General features: G+C 73.2%; 26 protein-coding genes. 15 read left to right on the top strand and 11 right to left on the bottom strand.

Annotated features, from left to right (window positions below):
• Positions 1-9: 9 nt before the first annotated feature.
• The 4 genes from ADY59_RS36635 to ADY59_RS36620 all read right to left on the bottom strand — a co-directional run bounded on the left by ADY59_RS36635 (position 10) and on the right by ADY59_RS36620 (position 4,133).
• Positions 10-1,467, bottom strand: coding sequence for an amidohydrolase family protein (locus tag ADY59_RS36635; protein WP_049572517.1), 1,458 nt, complete (start codon positions 1,465-1,467; stop codon positions 10-12).
• Positions 1,464-2,738, bottom strand: coding sequence for an MFS transporter (locus ADY59_RS36630; protein ID WP_049572516.1), 1,275 nt, complete (start codon positions 2,736-2,738; stop codon positions 1,464-1,466). Before ADY59_RS36630 ends, ADY59_RS36635 begins: the two co-directional genes overlap by 4 nt.
• A 106-nt stretch (positions 2,739-2,844) precedes the next feature.
• On the bottom strand, positions 2,845-3,339 hold the full coding sequence (ybaK, locus tag ADY59_RS36625; RefSeq protein WP_049572513.1) for a Cys-tRNA(Pro) deacylase: 495 nt from the start codon (positions 3,337-3,339) through the stop codon (positions 2,845-2,847).
• A 20-nt stretch (positions 3,340-3,359) separates the two neighbouring features.
• Positions 3,360-4,133: an AraC family transcriptional regulator gene (locus ADY59_RS36620; protein ID WP_049572509.1), complete on the bottom strand. Its 774-nt coding sequence runs from the start codon at positions 4,131-4,133 to the stop codon at positions 3,360-3,362.
• Between the two features lie 58 nt (positions 4,134-4,191).
• On the opposite strand from ADY59_RS36620, the gene ADY59_RS36615 reads away from it, so the two are divergent.
• Complete coding sequence (locus ADY59_RS36615) at positions 4,192-5,349, top strand: MFS transporter (RefSeq protein ID WP_049572506.1); 1,158 nt, start codon at positions 4,192-4,194, stop codon at positions 5,347-5,349.
• A gap of 39 nt (positions 5,350-5,388) precedes the next feature.
• Here ADY59_RS36615 and ligD read toward each other — a convergent pair whose 3' ends face one another.
• On the bottom strand, positions 5,389-6,390 hold the full coding sequence (ligD, locus tag ADY59_RS36610) for a non-homologous end-joining DNA ligase (protein ID WP_049572503.1): 1,002 nt from the start codon (positions 6,388-6,390) through the stop codon (positions 5,389-5,391).
• A gap of 58 nt (positions 6,391-6,448) precedes the next feature.
• Positions 6,449-6,643, bottom strand: a complete 195-nt coding sequence (locus tag ADY59_RS36605) for a hypothetical protein (protein WP_049572500.1) — start codon at positions 6,641-6,643, stop codon at positions 6,449-6,451.
• 372 nt (positions 6,644-7,015) lie between these two features.
• Here ADY59_RS36605 and hisD point away from each other — a divergent pair, with 372 nt between their 5' ends.
• Genes hisD through hisF form a run of 9 tightly spaced genes read left to right on the top strand, consistent with a single transcriptional unit; the run spans position 7,016 to position 12,988 of the window.
• Positions 7,016-8,323, top strand: coding sequence for a histidinol dehydrogenase (gene hisD, locus ADY59_RS36600; RefSeq protein ID WP_049572499.1), 1,308 nt, complete (start codon positions 7,016-7,018; stop codon positions 8,321-8,323).
• Entirely contained in the window at positions 8,320-9,390 is a 1,071-nt protein-coding gene (locus tag ADY59_RS36595) for a histidinol-phosphate transaminase (protein ID WP_049572496.1), read from the top strand. The genes hisD and ADY59_RS36595 overlap by 4 nt, the downstream gene beginning before the upstream one ends.
• Positions 9,387-9,980, top strand: coding sequence for an imidazoleglycerol-phosphate dehydratase HisB (hisB, locus tag ADY59_RS36590; RefSeq protein WP_049572494.1), 594 nt, complete (start codon positions 9,387-9,389; stop codon positions 9,978-9,980). Before ADY59_RS36595 ends, hisB begins: the two co-directional genes overlap by 4 nt.
• Positions 9,977-10,132, top strand: coding sequence for a hypothetical protein (locus ADY59_RS51860; RefSeq protein ID WP_197094030.1), 156 nt, complete (start codon positions 9,977-9,979; stop codon positions 10,130-10,132). Before hisB ends, ADY59_RS51860 begins: the two co-directional genes overlap by 4 nt.
• Positions 10,126-10,761, top strand: coding sequence for an imidazole glycerol phosphate synthase subunit HisH (gene hisH / locus ADY59_RS36585; RefSeq protein ID WP_156325954.1), 636 nt, complete (start codon positions 10,126-10,128; stop codon positions 10,759-10,761). Before ADY59_RS51860 ends, hisH begins: the two co-directional genes overlap by 7 nt.
• A complete protein-coding gene (locus ADY59_RS36580) occupies positions 10,754-11,083 on the top strand; it encodes a hypothetical protein (RefSeq protein ID WP_049572486.1) in 330 nt (109 codons plus the stop codon). The genes hisH and ADY59_RS36580 overlap by 8 nt, the downstream gene beginning before the upstream one ends.
• Positions 11,083-11,805 carry a bifunctional 1-(5-phosphoribosyl)-5-((5-phosphoribosylamino)methylideneamino)imidazole-4-carboxamide isomerase/phosphoribosylanthranilate isomerase PriA gene (gene priA / locus ADY59_RS36575; RefSeq protein ID WP_049572483.1) on the top strand — a complete coding sequence of 241 codons (723 nt, stop codon included), beginning with the start codon at positions 11,083-11,085 and terminating at the stop codon, positions 11,803-11,805. The genes ADY59_RS36580 and priA overlap by 1 nt, the downstream gene beginning before the upstream one ends.
• A 29-nt stretch (positions 11,806-11,834) precedes the next feature.
• The gene (locus ADY59_RS36570; protein WP_049572532.1) at positions 11,835-12,230 is read left to right on the top strand and encodes a Rid family hydrolase; all 396 of its coding nucleotides are present in this window, start codon (positions 11,835-11,837) and stop codon (positions 12,228-12,230) included.
• Positions 12,227-12,988: an imidazole glycerol phosphate synthase subunit HisF gene (gene hisF, locus ADY59_RS36565; RefSeq protein WP_049572480.1), complete on the top strand. Its 762-nt coding sequence runs from the start codon at positions 12,227-12,229 to the stop codon at positions 12,986-12,988. The genes ADY59_RS36570 and hisF overlap by 4 nt, the downstream gene beginning before the upstream one ends.
• Here hisF and ADY59_RS36560 read toward each other — a convergent pair.
• Together ADY59_RS36560 and ADY59_RS51855 are read right to left on the bottom strand one after the other, a co-directional pair.
• Positions 12,985-14,376: a glutamine synthetase family protein gene (locus tag ADY59_RS36560; protein WP_049572477.1), complete on the bottom strand. Its 1,392-nt coding sequence runs from the start codon at positions 14,374-14,376 to the stop codon at positions 12,985-12,987. The two genes, hisF and ADY59_RS36560, sit on opposite strands and share 4 nt — an antisense overlap.
• Before the next feature lie 62 nt (positions 14,377-14,438).
• On the bottom strand, positions 14,439-14,600 hold the full coding sequence (locus ADY59_RS51855; RefSeq protein WP_197094029.1) for a hypothetical protein: 162 nt from the start codon (positions 14,598-14,600) through the stop codon (positions 14,439-14,441).
• 258 nt (positions 14,601-14,858) lie between these two features.
• Here ADY59_RS51855 and ADY59_RS36555 point away from each other — a divergent pair, with 258 nt between their 5' ends.
• Entirely contained in the window at positions 14,859-15,479 is a 621-nt protein-coding gene (locus ADY59_RS36555; RefSeq protein ID WP_231619067.1) for a MerR family transcriptional regulator, read from the top strand.
• On the opposite strand, the gene ADY59_RS36550 is transcribed toward ADY59_RS36555, so the two are convergent.
• Positions 15,476-16,117, bottom strand: a complete 642-nt coding sequence (locus ADY59_RS36550; RefSeq protein ID WP_049572472.1) for a TIGR03085 family metal-binding protein — start codon at positions 16,115-16,117, stop codon at positions 15,476-15,478. The two genes, ADY59_RS36555 and ADY59_RS36550, sit on opposite strands and share 4 nt — an antisense overlap.
• Positions 16,118-16,233: 116 nt before the next feature.
• Between ADY59_RS36550 and ADY59_RS36545 the strand changes: the two genes are divergently transcribed.
• Both ADY59_RS36545 and ADY59_RS36540 read left to right on the top strand, forming a co-directional pair.
• The gene (locus ADY59_RS36545) at positions 16,234-18,072 is read left to right on the top strand and encodes an ABC transporter ATP-binding protein (RefSeq protein WP_082310686.1); all 1,839 of its coding nucleotides are present in this window, start codon (positions 16,234-16,236) and stop codon (positions 18,070-18,072) included.
• On the top strand, positions 18,069-19,862 hold the full coding sequence (locus tag ADY59_RS36540; protein WP_049572466.1) for an ABC transporter ATP-binding protein: 1,794 nt from the start codon (positions 18,069-18,071) through the stop codon (positions 19,860-19,862). The genes ADY59_RS36545 and ADY59_RS36540 overlap by 4 nt, the downstream gene beginning before the upstream one ends.
• A 76-nt stretch (positions 19,863-19,938) precedes the next feature.
• Here the strand turns inward: ADY59_RS36540 and ADY59_RS36535 are convergent, their stop codons facing one another.
• Together ADY59_RS36535 and ADY59_RS36530 are read right to left on the bottom strand one after the other, a co-directional pair.
• The gene (locus ADY59_RS36535; protein WP_049572463.1) at positions 19,939-20,322 is read right to left on the bottom strand and encodes an ATP-binding protein; all 384 of its coding nucleotides are present in this window, start codon (positions 20,320-20,322) and stop codon (positions 19,939-19,941) included.
• Positions 20,315-21,142 carry an MEDS domain-containing protein gene (locus ADY59_RS36530; protein ID WP_049572460.1) on the bottom strand — a complete coding sequence of 276 codons (828 nt, stop codon included), beginning with the start codon at positions 21,140-21,142 and terminating at the stop codon, positions 20,315-20,317. Before ADY59_RS36530 ends, ADY59_RS36535 begins: the two co-directional genes overlap by 8 nt.
• 150 nt (positions 21,143-21,292) lie before the next feature.
• On the opposite strand from ADY59_RS36530, the gene ADY59_RS36525 reads away from it, so the two are divergent.
• Positions 21,293-21,628, top strand: a complete 336-nt coding sequence (locus tag ADY59_RS36525) for an STAS domain-containing protein (protein ID WP_049572519.1) — start codon at positions 21,293-21,295, stop codon at positions 21,626-21,628.
• Positions 21,629-21,669: 41 nt separating this feature from the next.
• Complete coding sequence (hisI, locus tag ADY59_RS36520) at positions 21,670-22,038, top strand: phosphoribosyl-AMP cyclohydrolase (protein WP_049572458.1); 369 nt, start codon at positions 21,670-21,672, stop codon at positions 22,036-22,038.
• The last annotated feature ends 44 nt before the right edge of the window (positions 22,039-22,082 follow it).

Genomic DNA, 22,082 nt, shown 5'->3' with positions numbered 1-22,082 from the left:
GTGGGTGGGTCAGGCGCGGACGGGGGTGCCTGGGAAGGCGTCCGGGAGCAGGTCGCCGTCCCGTACGACGGGGACGCCGCCCACCAGGACGTGGCGGAACCCGGCCGAGGGGAGCGCCGTGGCGGCGTAGGTGGCGCGATCGGTGACCGTGGCGGGGTCGAACACGGTGAGGTCCGCGTCGGCCCCCGGCTGGATCCGCCCCTTGCGCGGCAGCCCCGCCACCCGTGCCGGCACCAGCGTGCACCGCCGCACCGCCTCGGCCAGCCCCAGCATCCCCCGCTCGCGCACCAGCCGCAGCGTGCGCCCGTACGTGCCCGCCGTGCGGGGGTGGGTGGCCGTGTCCGGCGGCAACGGCCATTGCAGCCGCCGCGCCGGGTCGCCGCCGCCGCGCCACAGCAGCGGCACCGCGTCCGTGGCCACCGCCGCGTCCTCGAAGGACAGCGCCCGCCGGATGTAGGCGAACTCGGCGGGCGAGTCCTCGTCCAGCAGGTGCACGAACGCCGCCGACCCGGGCTCCTCCCGCCGGACCCGGTGCAGCTCGGCCGCGTCGGCCATGCGCCGGCCGGTGGACAGCAGCCCGATCGAGTGCGGCGTGAGCCCGCGCCGGTGCAGCAGCTCCGGCGCCAGGAAGGCGGCGCCGACGCCCGTCATGCCCGCCCCGTACGGATAGGCCTCGGTGGTCACCCGCGCCCCCTCGGCGCGCACCCGTTCGACCAGGCCGAGCACCCGGTCGACGTGCCGGATGGAAGTGCTGTTGACGTGGCAGTAGTGCATGTGCGCGCCGGTCTCCACGGCGGCCCGGACGATCTCCTCGGCGCCGTCGACGGGCGTGCCGGCGTCCATCTCGACCAGCTCGCGGGCGTGCGTGTACGTGGGCCGTCCGGCGCGGGCGGCGAGCGCGGCGACGGCCAGGTACTCCTCGGGCCCGGTGCGCGGCGCGTAGCCGACCAGCACGCCGATGCCGAGTGCGCCGTCGGCCAGATCGCGTTCCAGCAGGCCGACGATCCGCGCCACCTGTCCGGGGCTCGCCGGTCGCTGCCAGGCGTCGACGGCGATGTTGGCGAAGAGCGTCTCCAGCCTGCCGGTGGGCTCGACGCCGGCCAGCACGGCCATCCTGGCCATCGCCCACGAGGTGGCGAAGCCGTAGTTGAGCGGCCGCCCCTCCTCGGCGGCGGCCCGGTAGGCGGCCGACACCGGCAGGCTGCCCGCCTCCAGCTCCAGGACGGTGGTGACGCCGTCGAGCGCCTGCAGCCGGTGCCCGGCCACGTCGGCGCTGTGGCTGTGCAGGTCGACGAAGCCAGGGCAGACGGTCAGCCCGGTGGCGTCGATCCGGGCCTCGCCCGCCAGCGGCTCGGCCGACACCTCCCGGATCGTCCCGCCGCTGACGCCGATGTCGCGTACCGCGTCCAGCCCGGTCTCCGGATCGATGACCCGTCCCCGGGAGATCACCAGGTCGTGTCCGGTCATGAGGTCCTCCCGAGGGTGAAGCGGTCCGCCCGCTGCGGCACGACGAGCGCGATCAGCGCGCCGAGCACGGTGGTGACGATGAGCAGGCCGAAGGCCGCGCTGTAGGAGTACTGGTCGACGAGCCGGCCCATGAGCACCGGCGCGATCACGCCGGCGAGCTGGCCGCCGACGTTGACGACGCCCATCCCCGAGCCGATCACCTCGGGCGGCAGCGCGCGCACCGGCATCCCGAGGATGCCCATCGTGGACAGCCCGGCCACGGCCATCGCCAGTGTCTGGAACAACGTGAACCCGGCAGCGGTCTCGGCGTTGATCATGAGCACCAGCAGCACGGCGGTGCACAGCAGCAGCGGGATCACGTACAGCCTGGCCCGGTCGTGGAAGTAGCGGTCGAACAGCCACCCGCCGAGCAGCGTCGTCGCGGTCATGACGAGCTGGGGGAGCGCGGCGAGCATGCCGGTGTCGAGCAGGGAGATGCCGCGCGCCTCCATCAGGTAGCTCGGCACCCAGGTGATCATGCCGTAGCCGAGCATGTTCGTGGCGCAGAACAGCGCGGCGAACTTCCACACCGCCGCCGACCGCAGCACCGCCGCCAGCGGGATCGCGGGCCGGGCGGCGCCCGTGGCGCCGGCTGTTGCGGTGAGGTGACCGGTGAGGTGACCGGGGAGGGCCCGGGGGAGCAGCGACCACAGCAGCACGCCGATCGCCACCCCGGCCACGGCCGCCACCAGGAACGTGTCGCGCCAGCCGAGCATGAACAGCAGCGGCGCGGCGATCAGCGGCGCCAGGCCGCCGCCGAGCACGTTCGAGGCGAGCATCGCGCCGGCTGCCGTGGCTCGGGTGCCGGGCGTGGTCCGCTCGGCGATCGCCTTGAACGACGCGCCGGGGAACAGCCCCTGCCCGACGCCGAACAGCGCCCGGATCACCAGCAGCGCGGCCAGCCCCCACACGAGCCCGGTCAGCGCGGTGAACACCGACCAGAGCAGCAACGAGGTGACGAGCAGCCGGCGCGCCCCGAAGCGGTCGGCGAGCATCCCGCCGGGGATCTGGCACAGCAGGTAGACCAGCGAGAAGACGGTGATCAGCCAGCCCTGCTCGGTCTTGGTGAGCGCGAACTCCTCGCCGATGAACGGCAGCGCGACCGCCATCATGACGCGGTCCACGTAGTCGATCACCCATACGCCGGCGAGCAGCGCGATGGTCAGCGTGGCGGTCTTGCGGATCTTGGCGGGGGTCCAGGTGGTTGCCGGGGTGTTTTCGGCCAGTCCCATGCGTTCTCCGGTTTTGCGGCGTTTCTGCATTGTTCATACGAAAACGCCGCCCCCGCTTGGTGCGCCCGGACGAAAGTCCGCCCACGTGTTGTGCGATGGGACGAGATCAGCCCGCCTTGCCGATGGGCGCGGTCACCGCCCGCGTCAGCGCGACCAGGTTGGCCGGGGCGGTCTCGATCTGCAGGCCCCGCTTGCCCGCCGAGAAGTAGATCGTGTCGAACTCCAGCGCCGAGGCGTCGACCACGGTGGGCAGGAGCTTGCGCTGCCCGAGCGGGCTGATGCCGCCCACCACGTAACCGGTGACCCGCTCGACCTTGGCCGCCTCCGCCATCGCGGCCCGCTTGCTGCCGGTGGCCGCCGCCAGCGCCTTGAGGTCGAGCTTGCCCGCCACCGGCACCACGGCCACCGCCAGGCCGCTCTCCACCTCGGCGACCAGCGTCTTGAAGATCCGCTCGTAGGGCACGCCGAGCGCGTCGGCCGCCTCCTCGCCGTAGGCCTGCGCCGACGCGTCGTGCTCGTAGGGGTGGAGGGTGAACTCCGCCCCTGCCTTGTCGAGCGCCACGGTGGCCGGCGTGCCGCCGCCCTTGCTCTTCTTGCTCACGGAGTCCCAGTGTAGCGAATCTACAATGTAAAGGCGCGGCCCGGGGTGTACCCGAGCGCGCGCCGGAAGGCGTCGATGAACGCGCTCGCCGACGCCCACCCGCACCGGTGCGCCACGGCCGTCACGCTCACCCCGTCGGCGAGCAGCAGCAGCGCGTGATGCAGCCGCAGCTGCGTGCGCCACTGCGGGAACGTCATCCCCAGCTCCGCCCTGCACAGGCGGGCCAGCGTCCGGTCGCTGGTGCCGGCGTGCGCGGCCAGCCGGGCGAGCGTCCGGTTGTCGGCCGGGTCCGCGCGCAGCGCCGCGCACACCGCCGCCAGCCGGGGGTCGCGCGCCGACGGCAGGTGGAACGGCTGCTCCGGCGCCCGCCGCAACTGGTCCACCAGCACCGTCAGCAGCCTCCCGCGCTCGCCACCACCCGATCCGTCCGATCCGTCCGATCCGTCCGATCCGTCCGGCTCGGCCGGTGCGTCGGTGTAGGCGATGATCAGCTCGCGGAGCAGCGGCCCGACCGCGAGGACGGCGGGGCGCGTCAGGCCGGGCGGGTTGCCGGTGAGCCCCACCAGGCGCAGGTCCGTGCTGCCGTGGGCGCGGTGCTCGTGGACGGTCCCGGCGGGGATCCAGATCGCCCGGTTGGCCGGCGCCACCCAGGTGCCGGCGTCGGTGGTGACCGACAGGACGCCGTGGCGGGCGTACACGATCTGGTGCGTGTCGTGCCGGTGGGCGTCGATGCCCGCGCCGGCGGCGAGCGGGCGGATGCCGGTGGGTGCCCGGGACAGATGGCGGATTTCCATAACCGATTGGCATTTTATCGGAAGCGGGCCACGGCGGCGCGGCGGCACGATCGGGAGCGTGCGAGTGAACAGAGGGGTTGACAGGGTCGTGGTCCTGGCGGCCGGGCATGCGGGCGTCGACGTGTATCAGGGTGCGGTGCCGGCGATGGTGCCGTTCCTGGTGGCCGAGCGGGGTTACGGGTACGTGGCCGCGTCGGGGGTGGTGCTGGCCGCGACGCTGCTGTCGTCGATCGTGCAGCCGGTGTTCGGCGCGCTGACGGACCGGTGGCGGATGCCGTGGCTGATCCCGGTCAGCATGACGACGGCCGGGCTCGGGGTGGCGCTGAGCGGGGTGTCGGACTCCTATCCGCTGACGTGGCTGGCGGTGGCGCTGTCGGGGCTGGGCGTGGCGGCCTACCATCCGGAGGCGGCGCGGCTGGCGCGGATCGCCAGCGAGGGCAGCGACGTGCGGATGAGCTGGTTCTCGCTGGGCGGCACGCTGGGGTTCGCGTCGGCGCCGATCATCGTGACGCCGCTGCTGGCGGCGGGCGGGCTGGCGGCGTCGCCGTACCTGGTGGTGCCGGGCGTGGCGGGGGCGGTGCTGACGCTCGTGGTGATGCGGTCGCTGGCGGGGCCGGGCCGGCGGGCCCGCGCGGCCGTGACGGCGCGCGGGCGTGACGACTGGCCGGCGTTCACCCGGCTGACGCTGGTGATCGTGTTCCGTTCGGTGGTGTACGTGGGGCTGAGCGCGTTCGTGGCCCTGTACCTGGGGGGCGGGGCGGCGGGCGCGGTGGCGCTGTTCGTGCTGTTCGCGGGCGGCGCGGTGGGCACGGTGCTGGGCGGCCGGCTGGCGGCGCGGCTGGGCCGGGTGCGCGCGATGCGGCTGGCGTACGCGCTGAGCGTCCCGGCGGTGGCGGGCGTGGTGCTGGCCCCCGGTCCCGTCGCGTACGTCTTCGTGGCGGCCGCGTCGATCACCCTGTACGCGCCCTTCTCCCTGCACGTGACGCTGGGCCAGGACTTCCTGCCGCGCCGGGTGGGCACGGCGAGCGGCGTGACGCTGGGGCTGGCGGTGAGCGTGGGCGGGCTGGCGAGCCCGCTGGTGGGCGCGGTGGCGGAGGCGACCTCGCTGCGGGTGGCGCTGGGCTGCCTGATCGTCTTCCCGGTGCTGGCCTGGCTGCTGTCGCTCACTCTGCCGGAGCCCGTGCGGGCCGACGCCCCGGCCCCCCGGCCGGGATGACCGCCGCCGGCCGGCCCGTGGCGGGTTCTCGCCGCTCGGTCAGCCCGTCGCGGACGCGCCCGGGTTCGCTTCGCCGGGTGCGCGGACCTCGCGGGGCTCGCGGTCGGGGCGCAGGCCGCGCCAGGACGGGTGGCGCAGCCGGTTGTCGCCGGTCATCTCGGCGTACTGCACCTCGCCGACCAGGACGGGGCTGACCCAGTGCGCGTCGCGGGCGTGCTCGCGCGGGACGGGCTCGTCGAAGGGCGGGTCGGGCCGTTCCAGCGGGGCGAGCCTCTGGTGCAGCTCGCGCAGCATGGCCTGGGTGAAGCCGGTGCCGACGTGCCCCACGAACAGGAGCCGGCCGCGGTCGTCGTAGGAGCCGAGCAGCAGTGACCCGATCGTGCCGGTCCGGCGGCCCGCGCCGGGCTTCCAGCCGCCGACGACCACCTCGACGGCGCTGACGTTCTTGACCTTGGTCCACTCGCCGGTGCGCCGGCCGGGCCGGTAGGGGGAGGTGAGGCGCTTGCACACGACGCCTTCCAGGCCGAGGCGGCGGGAGGAGGCGAAGGCGTCCTCGGCGTGGTCGTGGAACCAGACCGGCACCTGCCAGCGGAAGCCGGGTGTGAACGTGCTCTCCAGCAGGTCGCGCCGCGCGGTGTAGGGGAGGGGGAGCGTGGGTTCGTCGCCGAGGTGCAGGATGTCGAAGGCCATGAAGGTGACGGGGACGGTGCGGGCCAGCTCGGCGACGCTCACCGGGTTGCGCTGGTGCATGCGCGGCTGCAGGGCGCCGAAGCTGGGGCGGCCGGCCTCGTCGAAGGCGACGATCTCGCCGTCGATCACGGCGGGGGCGCCGCCGGTGGCGCCGGCCATGAGCTGCAGTTCGGGGTAGGCGGCGGTGATGTCCTTGGCGTTGCGCGACATGAGGCGGACGGCGCCGCCGTCGATGTAAGCGAGGGCGCGCACGCCGTCCCATTTCATCTCGACGGCCCAGTCGTTCTCGTCGACGGAGGGCAGTGAACCGAGCTGGGCGAGCATCGGCGCATAGGTGGGCAGCGGCGCCATGCACCCAGGCATACCCCGGCGTACCCGCCGGCAGTGATCGCCGGGGGTTTACAGATGGTCAAGCCGCGGGGTCGGGTGTCTCCTCGACGAGCTGGGCCAGGTCGACGCCGTGCCGGCCGAGCTCGTCGACCGAGGAGCAGTAGCCCTGGAGGTAGGCGCGTCCGCCGACCCGGTGCGAGACGCGCAGCACCGGCCGGTCGCCGAGCACGATCGCCTCGACGACGACGCCGTCGGGCCCACGCCAGATTCCCATGGCGACAAGCGTATGAGAGGGAACATAAAGGACAAGTAATGTCAAAGCGCGTTTCAAGTGTCCTGCGGCAGGGGAAAACCCTGACCAAACCCCGCGCGTGTCCGCCCCGGCTCCTGCCGGGCGGCAACCGGCCGGACTCAACCCCAGCCGTGGTTCCACCGCCACGGCGACCCCGCACTGGCGCTCGGCCCGGGCCAGGGCGGAAGCGGTCGTGAGGTCGCGTGCCCCCGTCGCGGCCTCACGACCGGGCCCGGCCCCGCCGCGAGCCGCGCCGTCCACGGTCCGGTCGCGCGGTGTCCGGGATTCCCGCCACGCGGTGTCCGCAGTGTGGACAGAACCGGATTCAGGGACCGGACTCCGTAGACTGTCAGGGTGATTTCCCGTATCGACATGCGCGGTTCCCTTCCGGCGAACCTGCGCGACGTGCTGCCCCGCGCCGAGCTCGACGTCGAGGCCGCCCTGGAGAAGGCGCGGTCCATCTGCGAGGAGGTGCGCCATCGCGGGGCGGCAGCCGTACGGGAGCTGACCGCCAGGTTCGACGGTGTCGAGATCGCGACCGCCCGCGTCCCCGCCGAGGCGATCACCCGTGCGCTGGACGAGCTCGACCCGGCCGTCCGCGCCGCGCTGGAGGAGTCGATCAGGCGCTCCCGCCTCGTCCACCGCGACCAGCGGCGCGCGGACGTCACCACCGAGGTCGTGCCCGGCGGCACGGTGACCGAGCGGTGGATGCCCGTCGACCGGGTGGGCCTCTACGTCCCCGGCGGCCGCGCGGTCTACCCGTCGAGCGTGGTCATGAACGTCGTGCCCGCGCAGGAGGCCGGGGTCGCCTCGCTGGCCGTCACCAGCCCCGCCCAGAAGGAGCACGGCGGCCTGCCGCACCCGACGATCCTCGCCGCGTGCGCGCTGCTCGGCGTCGACGAGGTCTACTCCGCGGGCGGCGCCCAGGCGGTGGCGATGTTCGCCTACGGCACCGAGGAGTGCGAGCCGGTGACCATGGTCACCGGGCCCGGCAACATCTGGGTGACCGCGGCCAAGCGGCTGCTCAAGGGCCGCATCGGCATCGACGCCGAGGCCGGCCCCACCGAGATCGCCATCCTGGCCGACGAGACGGCCGACCCCGTCCACGTGGCCGCCGACCTGATCAGCCAGGCCGAGCACGACGTGATCGCCGCCGCCGTCCTGGTCACCACCAGCCCCGAGCTCGCCGACGCGGTCGAGAAGGAGCTGCCCGGCCAGGTGTCGGCCACCCGTCACTCCGAGCGCATCACCGAGGCGCTGGCCGGCCGCCAGTCGGGCATCGTGCTCGTCGACAGCATCGACGACGGGCTCGAGGTCGTCGAGGCCTACGCCGCCGAGCACCTGGAGATCCACACCGCCGACGCCGCCGCGGTGGCCGCCCGGGTGCGCAACGCCGGCGCGATCTTCGTCGGCCCCTGGTCGCCGGTCTCGCTCGGCGACTACCTCGCCGGGTCCAACCACGTGCTGCCCACCGGCGGCTGCGCCTGCCACTCCGGCGGCCTTTCGGTGCAGTCGTTCCTGCGCGGCATCCACGTCGTCGACTACAGCCGCGAGGCGCTGGCGGGCGCCGCCGGGCACGTGTCGGTGCTGGCCGACGCGGAAGACCTGCGCCCCCACGTCGCCGCCGTGCGCGCCCGCTTCGACGGGCAGGTGCCCGAGTGAACCTCGCCGACCTGCCCATCCGCGACGACCTGCGCGGCAAGTCGCCCTACGGCGCGCCGCAGATCGACGTCCCGGTCCGGCTCAACACCAACGAGAACCCCTACCCGCCCTCCCCGGAGCTGGTCGCCGACCTGGCCGAGGAGGTCCGGCGGGTGGCCGGCGACCTCAACCGCTACCCCGACCGCGACGCCGTCGAGCTGCGCGCCGGTCTGGCCGCCTACCTGGGCCACGGCCTGGCCACCGAGCAGGTGTGGGCGGCCAACGGCTCCAACGAGGTCATCCAGCAGATCCTGCAGGCCTTCGGCGGCCACGGCCGCACCGCGCTGGGCTTCGAGCCGTCCTACTCGATGCACCCGATCATCACGACCGGCACCAGCACCGAGTGGATCAGGGCGGCGCGTGACGACGACTTCTCGCTCGACCTCGGCAAGGCCGTCGCGGCGATCGGCGAGCACCGGCCCGACGTCGTCTTCCTGGCCTCGCCCAACAACCCGACCGGCACCGCCCTGCCGCTGGCGGTGATCGAGGCGATCCTGGCCGCCGCCCCCGGCATGGTGGTGGTCGACGAGGCCTACGCCGAGTTCGCCCGCGAGGGCACCCCCTCGGCGCTCACCCTGCTGCCGCGCCACCCCCGGCTGATCGTCACCCGGACGATGTCCAAGGCGTTCGCCATGGCCGGCACCCGCCTGGGCTACCTGGCGGCGCACCCGGCCGTGGTCGAGGCGCTGCTGCTGGTGCGGCTCCCGTACCATCTGTCGGCGCTCACCCAGACGGCGGCGCGGGTGGCGCTGCGGCACCGGGCCGAGCTGCTCGGCACCGTCGACGAGCTGCGCCGCGAGCGCGACGACACGGTGGCCTGGCTGCGGTCCAAGGGGCTGGTGGTCGCCGACTCCGACGCCAACTTCGTGCTGTTCGGGCGCTTCCCCGACCGGCGCGCGGTGTGGGAGGGGCTGCTGGCGCAGGGCGTGCTCATCCGCGAGGTGGGGCCGCCACAATGGCTTCGGGTGTCGATCGGCACCGGCGAGGAGATGGCGGCCTTCCGCGCCGCCCTGGAGGGAGTCCTGTGAGTCGCGTAGGCCGCGTCGAGCGTACGACGAAGGAGACGTCGGTCCTGGTCGAGGTGGGTCTCGACGGCACCGGCACGGTGGACGTGTCGACCGGGGTCGGCTTCTACGACCACATGCTGGCCCAGCTGGGCAAGCACGGGCTGTTCGACCTGACCGTCAAGACCGAGGGCGACCTGCACATCGACTCCCACCACACGATCGAGGACACCGCGCTCGCGCTGGGGGCGGCGTTCCGCGAGGCACTGGGTGACAAGTCGGGCATCAGGCGGTTCGGCAACGCTTCGTGCCCGCTGGACGAGTCGCTCGCCGAGGTGACCGTCGACCTGTCCGGCCGTCCCTACCTGGTGCACTCCGAGCCCGAGGGCATGGCGCCGATGATCGGGCCCGACTACGACACGACGATGACCCGCCACATCCTGGAGTCGTTCGTCGCCCAGGCGGCCATCTGCCTGCACGTGCGCGTCCCCTACGGGCGCAACGCGCACCACATCGTCGAGGCCCAGTTCAAGGCGCTGGCCAGGGCGCTGCGGGCCGCCTCCGAGCTCGACCCGCGCGCGACCGGCGTGCCGAGCACCAAGGGCGTGCTGTGACCGGCAACGTGATCGCCGTGGTCATGGTGTTCCTCGGCATGTTCCTGGTCGGCGGCGTGTTCTCGCTGTACAAGCAGGGGCTCAAGATCGGCGCCGCGATCTGCGGAGTGGGCGCGGCCATGGCGATCACCGCGGGGGTGATGTGGTGGTGAGCAAGATCGTCGTGCTCGACTACGGATCGGGCAACCTGCGCTCGGCCGAGCGCGCGCTGGCCAGGGTCGGCGCCGAGGTGACCGTCACGGCCGACTTCGACGAGGCGCTGGAGGCCGACGGGCTCGTCGTGCCCGGCGTCGGCGCGTTCGAGGCGTGCATGACCGGGCTCAGGGGGGTGCGCGGCGAGCAGATCATCGGCAGGCGGCTGGCCGGCGGCCGGCCGGTGCTCGGCATCTGCGTCGGCATGCAGATCCTGTTCGCCCGCGGCGTCGAGCACGGCGTCGAGACCGAGGGCTGCGGCGAGTGGCCCGGCACCGTCGAGCGGCTCGAGGCCCCGGTGCTGCCGCACATGGGCTGGAACACCGTCAAGGCCCCCCAGGGCAGCGTGCTGTTCGCCGGGCTCGACGCCGCCGACCGCTTCTACTTCGTGCACTCCTACGGCGTGCGCGAGTGGGAGCTGCGTCCCGGTGACGGGTTCGCCGAGCCGGTGGTCAGCTGGGCCGAGCACGGCGTGCCGTTCGTCGCCGCCGTGGAGAACGGCCCGCTCATGGCCACCCAGTTCCATCCGGAGAAGTCCGGCGACGCCGGGGCCGCGCTGCTGGCCAACTGGCTCGGCACCCTTGAGTAAGGAGCGGGCGCGCCGCCGCGCCGAGCGCGAGGCCGAGCGGGTCCGGGCCATGCGGCTCAACCAGGAGCGCCAGGCCCGCCGCGCGCACCGCCGGGCGAGGCTGGCCCGGCTGGTCCCGCGCCCGGTGCGGGTGGCCCGCCAGGGCGGCCTGCTCGCCCGCCGTCACCGCGCCCAGAACGCGGTCGTCGCGCTCGCCTTCCTGCTCGTCCAGGCGCTCGCCTGGCTGCTGTGGGGATCGCCGTTGCTGAGCTTCGGCGTCCTCGTCTTCTCCCTGCTGCTGATTCCCGTGCTCGTGACCCTCGCATTCGACCGGAGGACCTGATGTCGCTCGTTTTGCTCCCCGCCGTGGACGTGGCCGACGGCCAGGCCGTACGCCTCGTCCAGGGTGAGGCCGGGACCGAGACCGGCTACGGCGAGCCGCTGGCCGCCGCGCTGGCCTGGCAGGAGGCGGGCGCCGAGTGGATCCATCTGGTCGACCTCGACGCCGCGTTCGGCCGTGGCTCCAACCGGGAGCTGATCACCGACCTGATCGGCCGGCTCGATGTGAACGTGGAGCTGTCCGGCGGCATCCGCGACGACGCCTCCCTCGCCGCCGCGCTCGCGACGGGCTGCCGCCGCGTCAACATCGGCACGGCCGCGCTGGAGAACCCCGAATGGTGCCGCGAGATCATCGCCGAGCACGGCGACCAGATCGCGGTCGGCCTCGACGTGCGCGGCACCACGCTCGCCGCCCGAGGCTGGACACAGGAGGCGGGCGACCTGTGGGAGGTGCTGGAGCGGCTGGAGGCCGACGGCTGCGCCCGCTACGTGGTCACCGACGTCACCAAGGACGGCACGCTGCGCGGACCCAACCTCGACCTGCTACGACAGGTGTGCGCCCGCACCGACAAGCCCGTCGTGGCCAGCGGCGGCGTTTCCTCCCTGGATGACCTGCTGGCACTGTCTTCTCTCGTTCCCGTCGGCGTGGAAGGTGCCATCGTGGGCAGAGCCCTGTACGCCCAAGCGTTCACGCTGGAGAGCGCGCTGGCCGCGGTGGGCGGGTAAGGACGCCGGGAGGGGGCGTGATGGGCACCATGAGCATGGAAAGCACCGGCATGCGGGTGTATTCGGGTGGCGTCTGGGAGGAGAAGTACGGTTACGCGCGCGCGGTGGTCGTGGGCGGCCGGGTCATCGTCTCGGGCTGCACCGCCACCGTCGACGGCGAGGTCCGGCACGTGGGCGACGCCTACCGGCAGAGCCGCACCGCCATCGAGATCGCGCTGGAGGCCGTGGAGATCGGCGGGCTGACCCGCCAGGACGTCGTCATGGTCCGCTACTACGTCGTCGAGCACCGCCACTTCGACCTGGCCGGCAAGGCCATCGCGGAGGCGTTCGGCGACGTGCGGCCGGCCTGCACCGGGGTGCGGGTGGCCGGGCTGGTGGACCCGCGAATGCTGATCGAGATCGAGATAGAGGCACACCGAGCATGACCGTTGCCGTGAGGGTCATCCCCTGCCTGGACGTCGACGCCGGCAGGGTCGTCAAGGGCGTCAACTTCGCCAACCTGCGTGATGCGGGCGACCCGGTCGAGCTGGCCAGGCGCTACGACGAGGAGGGCGCCGACGAGCTCACCTTCCTCGACATCACCGCTTCTTCCGGCGGGCGCGACACCATGCTCGACGTGGTGCGCCGCACCGCCGAGCAGGTGTTCATCCCGCTCACCGTCGGCGGCGGGGTGCGCTCGGTCGAGGACGTCAACCGGCTGCTGCGGGCGGGCGCCGACAAGGTGTCGCTCAACACCGCCGCCATCGCCCGGCCGGAGCTGCTGACCGAGGCGTCGCGGCGCTTCGGCGCGCAGTGCGTGGTGCTGTCGGTCGACGCCCGCCGGGCGCCGGGCACGCCGAGCGGCTTCGAGGTGACCACCCACGGCGGCCGGCGCGGCACCGGCATCGACGCCGTGGAGTGGGCCGCCCGGGGCGAGGAACTGGGCGTGGGTGAGATCCTGCTCAACTCGATGGACGGCGACGGCACCCTCGACGGCTACGACCTGGAGATGCTGCACGCGGTCCGGGCCGCCGTGCGGGTGCCGGTGATCGCCAGCGGCGGCGCCGGCCGGCTGGCGGACTTCCCGCCGGCCGTCGCCGCCGGGGCCGACGCGGTGCTGGCGGCCAGCGTCTTCCACTTCGGCACGCTGAAGATCTCCGAGGTCAAGGAGACCCTGCGCACGGCGGGCCACCCGGTCCGCTAGAAGACCCGCATGTGCTGGAACAGCTCGTAGGAGGCGTCCCGGGCGGCGAACGCCGCCGCCTCGGAACGCTTGACGGCCAGGTAGGCGGAGGCGCGCAGCGGCCCGAGCGCCTCCATGAGCACCGGATCGGCCTCCAGCGCGTCCAGGGCCTCGGTCAGCGACGCGGGCAGCCGGGGGTAGCGGCCGGGGCGCGTGTCGGGGTCGACCTCCACGGCCTCGCCCGGGTCGAGCTTGCGGCGCACGCCGTCGAGCCCGGCGTGGATGACGGCGCCCAGCGACAGGTAGGGGTTGGCGGAGGAGTCGGAGGACTTCAGCTCCAGGTTGGGCTCGCCGGTCTCGCCCAGCGGCGAGCAGATCCGTACGGCGGCCTCCCGGTTGTCCGGGCCGTGGACGGCGTAGGCGCCGGACCACATGCGCGGCGCCAGGCGGCGGAAGCTGTTGACGCTGCCGCAGGTGAGGGCGGTCAGCGCGGGCAGGTGGGCGAGCAGCCCGCCGACGAACCAGTCGCGCACGCCACTGTCACCGCCACTGTCACCGTCGCTGTCACCGTCACCGGCGAAGAGGTTATGGGATTCGCGCCACAGCGACAGGTGCAGGTGCGCGCCGTTGCCCGCCTGGTCGGCCAGCGGCTTGGGTGCCAGCGACGCCCACATGGACATGCGCAGCGCCACGCCGCGCACGGTCTCGCGGTAGAGGACGTGGTTGTCGGCGGCCCGCAGCGCGTCCGCGTGCCGCACGGTCAGCTCCTGCTGGCCGGGGCCGAGTTCCGGATGGTAGTGCTCGACCCGCAGCCCCTGCGTCTCCAGGGCGCGGATGAGTTTGATCGTGTAGTCGTGGGCAGTGTCGAAGCCATGTCCGGCGTAGCACAGCGAGTCGTCGAGCGGCACCAGCCGGTCGTGCCCGCCCGACGGGTCGGGCAGCCGCCGCCCCAAGGTGAACTCCGGCTCGAACGCCGCCAGCAGCGTGTAGCCCTCGCCGGCCAGCTGGGCGATCGCGTCCTTGAGGAAGGTGCGCGGGCAGGCCGCCCAGGGCGAGCCGTCGGGAAGGCGCAGGTCCGACAGCATGGCCGCGGCCCCCGGCGCGTGGGGGAGCGGGACGTACGTGGACGGGTCGGGGACGATGCGGACCTCACCCACCGGACCCAGGTGCTCGACCTCCTGCAACTGGTCGAGCATGTTCATCGCCATCATGGCCACCGTGTGCCCGATGCCCGTGCTGAGCCGCTCCGCGAACCGGGACCGCGAAGCGGCCTTGCCGCGGATGACACCGCCGTGGTCGGCGTACAGGAACCGGATCAGCTCGACGCCCTCGAGCTCGGCGCGCTCGAGGATCCGCCTGACACCGGGGTCAGGCTGGACGAGCTTGGCAGCTGCTGGACGATCTCTCATCCTGTCTGCGTAACACGACTTGGCAGCGCGGGGAAGCCACTTGGCGCAGACAGGACCGCGCTTCAGGTCAAAACACTGCTGAAGAAGACGGCGAGTTGGTTGGCTCCTTGGACGATCCCGTCGAATACACCGTTGACCGCGGCGGCGGCTTCGGCCGGCCGGGTGAACAGGTAGAAGATCACGAACGCGACGGCCACGTACGTGATCACCTTCTTGACCTGCATGGGGGGCCTCCTGCAGTCCATTCCCAGCCGTATATACCCGGATCTGGGCGGTCACTAGGCATCTTCTGTGAAGATGTTCATGATCCTAACCGGGGGGCTTGTTTCCTGTGCCATCGTACGGCCTGCGGGCGTGGCGGGGGCGTCATACGTGCCGGTGGTTCGGCGATGTGACGGGTGCGACAGGGCCTCGATGGATAGCGGCACTACCCACTGGCTACACTTTCCGCAACCGCGAGAAGGGGAGTCGCGAGCGTGCGCATGGCCGACCTGAGCGCGGGCACCGGGGTGCCGGTGCCGACGATCAAGTACTACCTGAGGGAAGGGCTGCTGCCGCCCGGCCGGCCGCTGGCCCGCAACCAGGCCGAGTACGGGCCCGCGCACGTCAGGCGGCTGAAGCTGGTGCGGGCGCTGGCCGACTACGGCGGGCTGAGCATCGCCGCCATCGCCGGCCTGGTGCGCCACCTGGACGACCCCGGCGTCGCCGGGGGGACGCTGCTGGCCGAGGCGCAGCCGGCCGTCACCCCGCCCCCGGAGCCCGGCGGCGGCGCCGGGGCCGGACGGGCCCGCCGCCACGTGGCGGACCTGCTGGCCAGGAAGGGCTGGGACCGCCTCGCCGCCCATCCGTCCGCCGCCACGCTCACCGGCGTCCTGGCCAGCCTCCTGGAGCTGGGGCTGGATGACGTGCTCGACCGGATGGACGACTACGCGGCCGCCGCCGAGGCTGCCGCCGCGACCGATGTGCGCATCCTGGGAGACGTGAGCGACCGGGAGCGGGCCGTCGAGGTCGTGGTGCTCGGCACCCTGCTCGGCGACACGCTGATCGCGGCACTGCGCCGGCTGGCGCAGGCCCATCTGGCGGGGGAGGCCTGCACCGGTTAGACGCCCAGCCTGGCGGTCTTCAGGCGTTCGACGGCGGCGCTGTCGCCGGTGAGCTCGACCCTGGTGTGCGCCTGCCTGCCGAAGCAGAACAGCAGCAGCTCGCCCGCGTCGCCGGTCACCTCCACCTTGGGGCCCTCGCCCGCGCCGCCGAGCAGCACCGAGCGCGCCCCGCCCGAGCCGCGCCGGTGCAGCACCACGCCCACCGGGGAGCGGCGCAGCATCAGCTTGGCCATGGCCGACAGCCGCTTCCAGATGTGCTCGTCGAAGGCGGCCGGCAGCTCGCGGGGCTCCCAGGAGGGCTGGGCCCGCCGCACGTCCTCGTGGTGGACGAAGAACTCCATGGTGTTGACGGCCGAGTCGAGGAACGGCGCCAGGCCGTAGATCCCGCCGGGGCGGCGGACGAGCCCGACGAGCTCGGGGAAGGGGTGCCTGGCCTTCAGCGAGCGCTGCACCGAGGCCGTGCGGCCCGCCAGCGCCCGGACCGCGATGCCCGGCATCGCGTCGGGTCTGCGCTCGCGCAGCACCAGGTGGGCGGCCAGGTCGTAGGAGTCCCATCCCGCGCAGAGCGTGGGGGCGCCGGGGCCGAGCCGGTCGAACAGGTCGCAGAGCGCCGCGCGTTCGTCACGAGCATGAGTCACATGCCAACCTTACCCAGGGGAATAACGGGATGATCAGACGTGATACTGACTTACGTAGTTATAGAGGTCATTGAAAGGAAGCTTCAGGCGTGGCGAACAAGGTCACCTCGGCCGTGATGCGTCAAGGGCTGCGTGTCCTTGGGGTGGCCGTTCGTACGGAGAAGGCGGTGTTCGCCGTCGCGGTCCTGGCGAGCGCCCTCTACGGCGGCATGACCGTCGCCTCGGCATGGGCACTCGGCTGGGCCACCGAGAACGTCGTGCTGCCCGCGTTCACCAGCGGCGAGACCGCGGCCGGCGCCCTGTGGACCGGGGTGCTGCTCATCCTCGGCACCGCCCTGCTCAAGTCGATCGGCGTGGCCGGGCGGCGCATCCTGGCGGGCGTCATCCAATATCGCATGCAGGCCCGCTCCCGCCGCGACGTCACCAAGCAGTATCTGCGGCTGCCGCTCGCCTGGCACCACCGCCACCCGACCGGCCAGCTGCTGTCGAACGCCAGCGCCGACGCCGAGGCCGCCTGGGCGCCGCTCGCGCCGCTGCCGATGGCCGTCGGCGTGATCGTCATGCTGCTCACCGCGGCCGTCGGCATGCTGTTCACCGACCTCGTCCTGGCGCTGGTCGGCTTCCTGATCTTCCCGGCCATCGCCGTGCTCAACCTCGTCTACCAGCGCAAGCTCAGCCCGCTCGCCACCAGGGCCCAGCAGTTGCGCGCCGAGGTCAGCGAGATCGCGCACGAGAGCTTCGACGGCGCCCTGGTCGTCAAGACGCTCGGCCGCGAGGACCTGGAGACCGACCGCTTCCGGCGCCGCGCCCACGAACTGCGCGACGCCAACATCGCCGTCGGCCGCGTCCGCGGCCTGTTCGACCCCATGCTGGAGGCGCTGCCCACGCTCGGCGTCCTCGCCGTCCTGGCGGTCGGCGCGCTGCGGCTGTCCACCGGCTCCATCGAGGCCGGGCAGCTCGTCCAGGTCGCCTACCTGTTCACGCTGCTGTCCTTCCCGATCCGCGCGCTCGGCTGGGTGCTGGCCGAGCTGCCGCGCAGCGTCGTCGGCTGGACCCGGGTGCAGGCCGTGCTCGACGCCGAGGGCTCGATGGCCTACGGACAGGCCGCCGCCGACCGCGACGAGCCCGCCGCCCTGGAGGTCTCGGGCGTCTCCTACTCCTACGGCGACGCCGAGGTGCTGCACGACGTCACCTTCGACGTCCCCGCCGGGCGCACCGTCGCGCTCGTCGGGCCCACCGGCTCCGGCAAGTCCACGCTCGTGCAGCTCCTGGTCCGCCTCGTCGACCCCGACTCGGGCCGGGTCCGGCTCGACGGCGTCGACCTGCGCGAGCTCGCGTACGGCAAGCTCGCCGAGTCCGTCGCGCTGGTGCCGCAGCAGACGTTCCTGTTCGACGACACCGTGCGCGGCAACATCGCGCTCGACCTGCCCATGGACGACGAGGAGGTGCGGGCGGCGCTGCGGGTGGCGCAGGCCGACGGCTTCGTCGACCGGCTCGGCGACGGGCTCGACACCCGCGTCGGCGAGCGCGGCACCTCCCTGTCCGGCGGCCAGCGCCAGCGCCTCGCGCTGGCCCGCGCCGTCGTCCGCCGCCCCCGCCTGCTCATCCTCGACGACGCCACCTCCAGCGTGGACCCGCAGGTCGAGGCCAAGATCCTGTACGGGCTCCGGGACCGGGCGCAGGCGTCGACCGTCGTGGTCGTCGCCTACCGGATGGCCACGATCGCGCTGGCCGACGAGGTCGTCTTCCTGGAACACGGCCGCGTCGCCGACCGCGGCACCCACGACGAGCTGATCAAGCGGTGCGAGGGCTACCGCAACCTGGTGACCGCCTACGAGCGCGAGGAAGCCGAACGGGCCGCCCTCGACCTCGAGGCCGACGGCGTCGCGGACATCGGCACGCGTGCCGGCACGCATGCCGGCATCGACGCAGAAGAGGAAGGGGTCAGCGCGTGACCGCCGAGACCGAGCGGCAGGGCATCGGCACGAACGCCGACAGCACGGCCTGGGCGACCATCCGCCGGGGGCTCTCGCTCACCCCCGAGTTCCGCCAGGGGCTGGCGGTCACGCTGGCCCTGGCGGTCGTGGCCACCATCGGCAAGATCATCGTGCCGATCGCGGTCCAGCAGACGATCGACACCGGGCTCAAGGACGGCGTCCCGGACCTGCCGTACATCTACCGCACGGTCGCCCTGTGCGCCGCCGCCGTGCTGCTGACCGCGCTGGCCGCGTACATCATGAACGTCCGCCTCTACAAGGCGACCGAGGCGTCGCTGGCGACGCTGCGGGTGCGCGGCTTCCGCCACGTCCACGACCTGTCGGTGCTCACCCAGAACACCGAGCGCCGCGGCGCCCTCGTCTCCCGCGTCACCAACGACATCGACCAGATCAGCACGTTCATGCAGTGGGGCGGGCTGATGATCATCGTCGCGCTCGGCCAGCTCGTGGTGGCCAGCGTGCTCATGCTCGTCTACTCCTGGCAGCTCACCCTGCTCGTGTGGCTCTGCTTCGTGCCGCTGATGATCGCGCTGCCGCGCTTCCAGCGCTGGCTGTCACGCGCGTACACCACCGTGCGCGAGCGCACCGGCGACATGCTCGCCGCCGTCAGCGAGTCCGTCGTCGGCGCGGCCGTCATCAGGGCGTACGCCACCGAACGGCGCACCGCCGAGCGCATCGACAAGGCCGTGAACGCCAACCGGGCCGCCCAGGTCAAGGCGCAGACCATCGTCGGGTTCGTCTTCCCGCTGACCGAGATCGTCGCCGCGCTGGCCATCGCCGGCATCGTGGTGCTCGGCGTCCGGCTCGGGCTGTCCGGCGACATCACGCAGGGGCGGCTGATCGCGTTCCTGTTCCTCATCACGCTGTTCGTCTCGCCCATGCAGACCGCCACCGAGGTGCTCAACGAGGCGCAGAACGCGGTCGCCGGCTGGCGGCGCATCCTCGGCGTCATCGACACCCCCGCCGACGTGGCCGACCCCGGCGACGCCGGCGTCGAGCTGCCGCGCGGCCCCATCTCCGTGGCCTTCGAGAACGTCCGCTTCGCCTACCCCGGCGGCCCGCCGGTGCTGCACGAGCTGTCGGTGGACATCCCGCCGCGCTCGCGCGTCGCCGTCGTCGGCGAGACCGGCTCGGGCAAGACCACGTTCGCCAAGCTCCTCACCCGGCTCATGGACCCCGTCGGCGGGCGCGTCACCGTCGACGGCCACGACCTGCGCGACGTCCGCTTCTCCTCGCTGCGCGAGCGGATCGTGATGGTCCCGCAGGACGGCTTCCTGTTCGACGGCACGCTGGAGGACAACATCCGGTACGGCAAGCCGGCCGCCACCCGTGAGGAGATCCTGCTCGGGCTGACGGAGCTGGGCCTGGCCGACTGGCTCGACGGCCTGCCCGCGGGCCTCGACACGCCCGTCGGGCAGCGTGGCGAGTCGCTGTCGGCCGGGGAGCGGCAGCTCGTCGCGCTGGCCCGCGCCTACCTGGCCGACCCCGACCTGCTGCTGCTCGACGAGGCCACCTCCGCCGTCGACCCGGCCACCGAGGTGCGGCTGGCCCGCGCCCTGGAAGGGGTCACGCGCGGGCGTACCGCCGTGTCGATCGCGCACCGGCTGTCGACGGCGGAGAACGCCGACGAGGTGTTCGTGTTCGACGCCGGCCGGCTCGTCCAGCGGGGGCCGCACGCCGAGCTGGTGACCGAACCGGGCGTCTACGCCGACCTGCACGCCTCCTGGGTGTCGGCCGCCCGCTCCTGACCCCCGGCCCGACGGCGAGCGGTGCCTTTCGCCGGACGGTGCCTTTCGCCGGACGGTGCCTTTGCCGGACGGTGCTTCACAGGGCCGCGCTGAAGGTCACCGTGGTGCCGCCCGGCCCGGACACGATCGTCACGTGGTCGCACAGCAGCCGGACCAGCCACAGCCCCCTGCCGCCCGCCTCGAACCCCGACGGCGGCGGCAGGGCGCTGCTCCAGCCGCTCATCCCCGGCCCCTCGTCGGCGACCTCGCACCACAGCCGCCCGTTCTGCCACCACACGCGCAGGGTTCCGCCGCCCCCGCCGTGCAGCACCGCGTTGGTGATCACCTCGTTGACCGCCACCACGAAGTCCTCCAGGCGGCGCCCGCTCAGCCCCTCGCCCGCCACCTCCTCACCGACCGTGCGGCGCAGGGCGGTGATGCGCCCACGGGCGAACGAGGCGCACAGCACCTGTCTACACATCGCCGGCCCGGCGGACGGTGACGACCTCGTCGCCCCTGATGAGCTGCAGCAGCCGGGCCAGCCGCGCGCCGCACACCACCACCGTCCGCCCCGGCGGCCTGCGCACCGCCATGGCCACCAGGAGCTGCGCCGAGCCCGCGTCGATGAACGCCAGCCCCGCCGCGTCGATCACCACCTCGCCCCGCTCCTCCCGCAGCGATTCCAGGACCGACGCGAACGCCTGCCGGTTCGTCAGGTCGATCTCACCCCACAGCCGCAGCGCGCCCGGCCCGCCCGAGGCGGCGTAGCGCAGCATCGCCTGACCAGGCGAGATCGGATGCGCCGAGGCCGCCGGGTCGACGGCCTCACGCGGGAACACCCGCCGGTCGTACTGGCAGACCAGGGCCAGCCGAAGCCGCCCGAACAGCGCGTTGGCGGCCGTCTCCAGGGCCACCTGCCCCGGCGGGTCGTGCGCCCCCCACGACGCGTCGACCAGCGCGTACAGCCCGTGATGCCCCTGCCGGCCGGCCAGCTCCACGGCGGCGGCCAGCCCGCTCAGCGCCTTGCCCGGGTCGAGGCGGCCGCCGGCGAAGTGCGTGCGGGCGCCGGCGATCTCGATCCGCCCCGACGACTCGGCGGCGGCGAACCCCGGCACCAGCGGCCCCAGCCACTCCCGCGTCCGGACGGGGGAGTCGGTGTAGGTGATGATCAGCACCTTGGCCCGGCGGCGCAGCGCGTTGAGCGTGAACAGCCGGGTCACCGCCCGGCGCTCACGGTCGCCGCGGAACGGCAGGCAGACATGGTCGCCCAGATCGGGGTCGAGGACGGAGCCCGGTGGCACGATGGCGCCCTCCCTACCGTGCGTCGCTGCGAAACTACCCTGCGGAACATGGTCACGTACCGCGTTCTGTGCAAAACAGACTGTGACGGCGGGCCGGAGGGTGTAGCTTCGTCGCGGGCCGCCTTGTGACGGGGCGTGAGGAGCATGGCGTTGGACATTCTGCAGATGACGCGTCGGCGGCACGGCGAGCTGGTCGTGGTCAGCCTCGCCGGCGAGGTCGACGCCGACAACGTGACCGAGGTGCGCGAATGCCTGGACCAGGCGGTGGAGACGCACGGGCCGCGCCTCGTCGTCGACCTCAGCCGGCTCACCTTCATCGACACCACCGGGCTCGGCGTCCTGGTGCGCCAGCTCGCCAGCCTGCGCGACCGTGACGGCACCATGGCGCTCGTCGCGCCCGACGGCCAGGTGCTGCGCCGGCTGCGGCGCACCAATCTGGCGCCGCTGTTCCCCATCTACGACACGCTGTCGCAGGCGCTCGCCTGACCGCCGCCGGGACCGCTCAGGGCGCCTGGTTGAATGAGGACATGTCCCTTGACCTCACCATCGCCGCGCGGCTCAAGCGCAACGGCGACGGGCTGGTGCCCGCGATCGTCCAGCAGTACGACACCGGCGAGGTGCTCATGCTCGCCTGGATGGACGACGAGGCGCTGCACCGCACCCTGACCACCGGCAGGGCCACCTACTGGTCGCGCAGCCGGGCCGCCTACTGGGTCAAGGGCGACACCTCCGGCCACGTCCAGCACGTCAAGTCCGCCGCTCTCGACTGCGACGGCGACACCGTGCTGCTCAAGGTCGACCAGGTCGGCGCCGCCTGCCACACGGGAGACCGCACCTGCTTCGACGCCACCCCGCTCGACACCACTCCGGCCTCCGGGGCCCGGGCGGAGCACTGATGCCCCCCGGCCCCCCGCCCGGGCCCCGGAGGCCGGAGTGGTGT

The sequence above is a fragment of the Nonomuraea sp. SBT364 genome, from assembly GCF_001083785.1.
GTDB lineage: Bacteria > Actinomycetota > Actinomycetes > Streptosporangiales > Streptosporangiaceae > Nonomuraea.
This window is presented reverse-complemented; position numbering and strand designations above follow the sequence as displayed.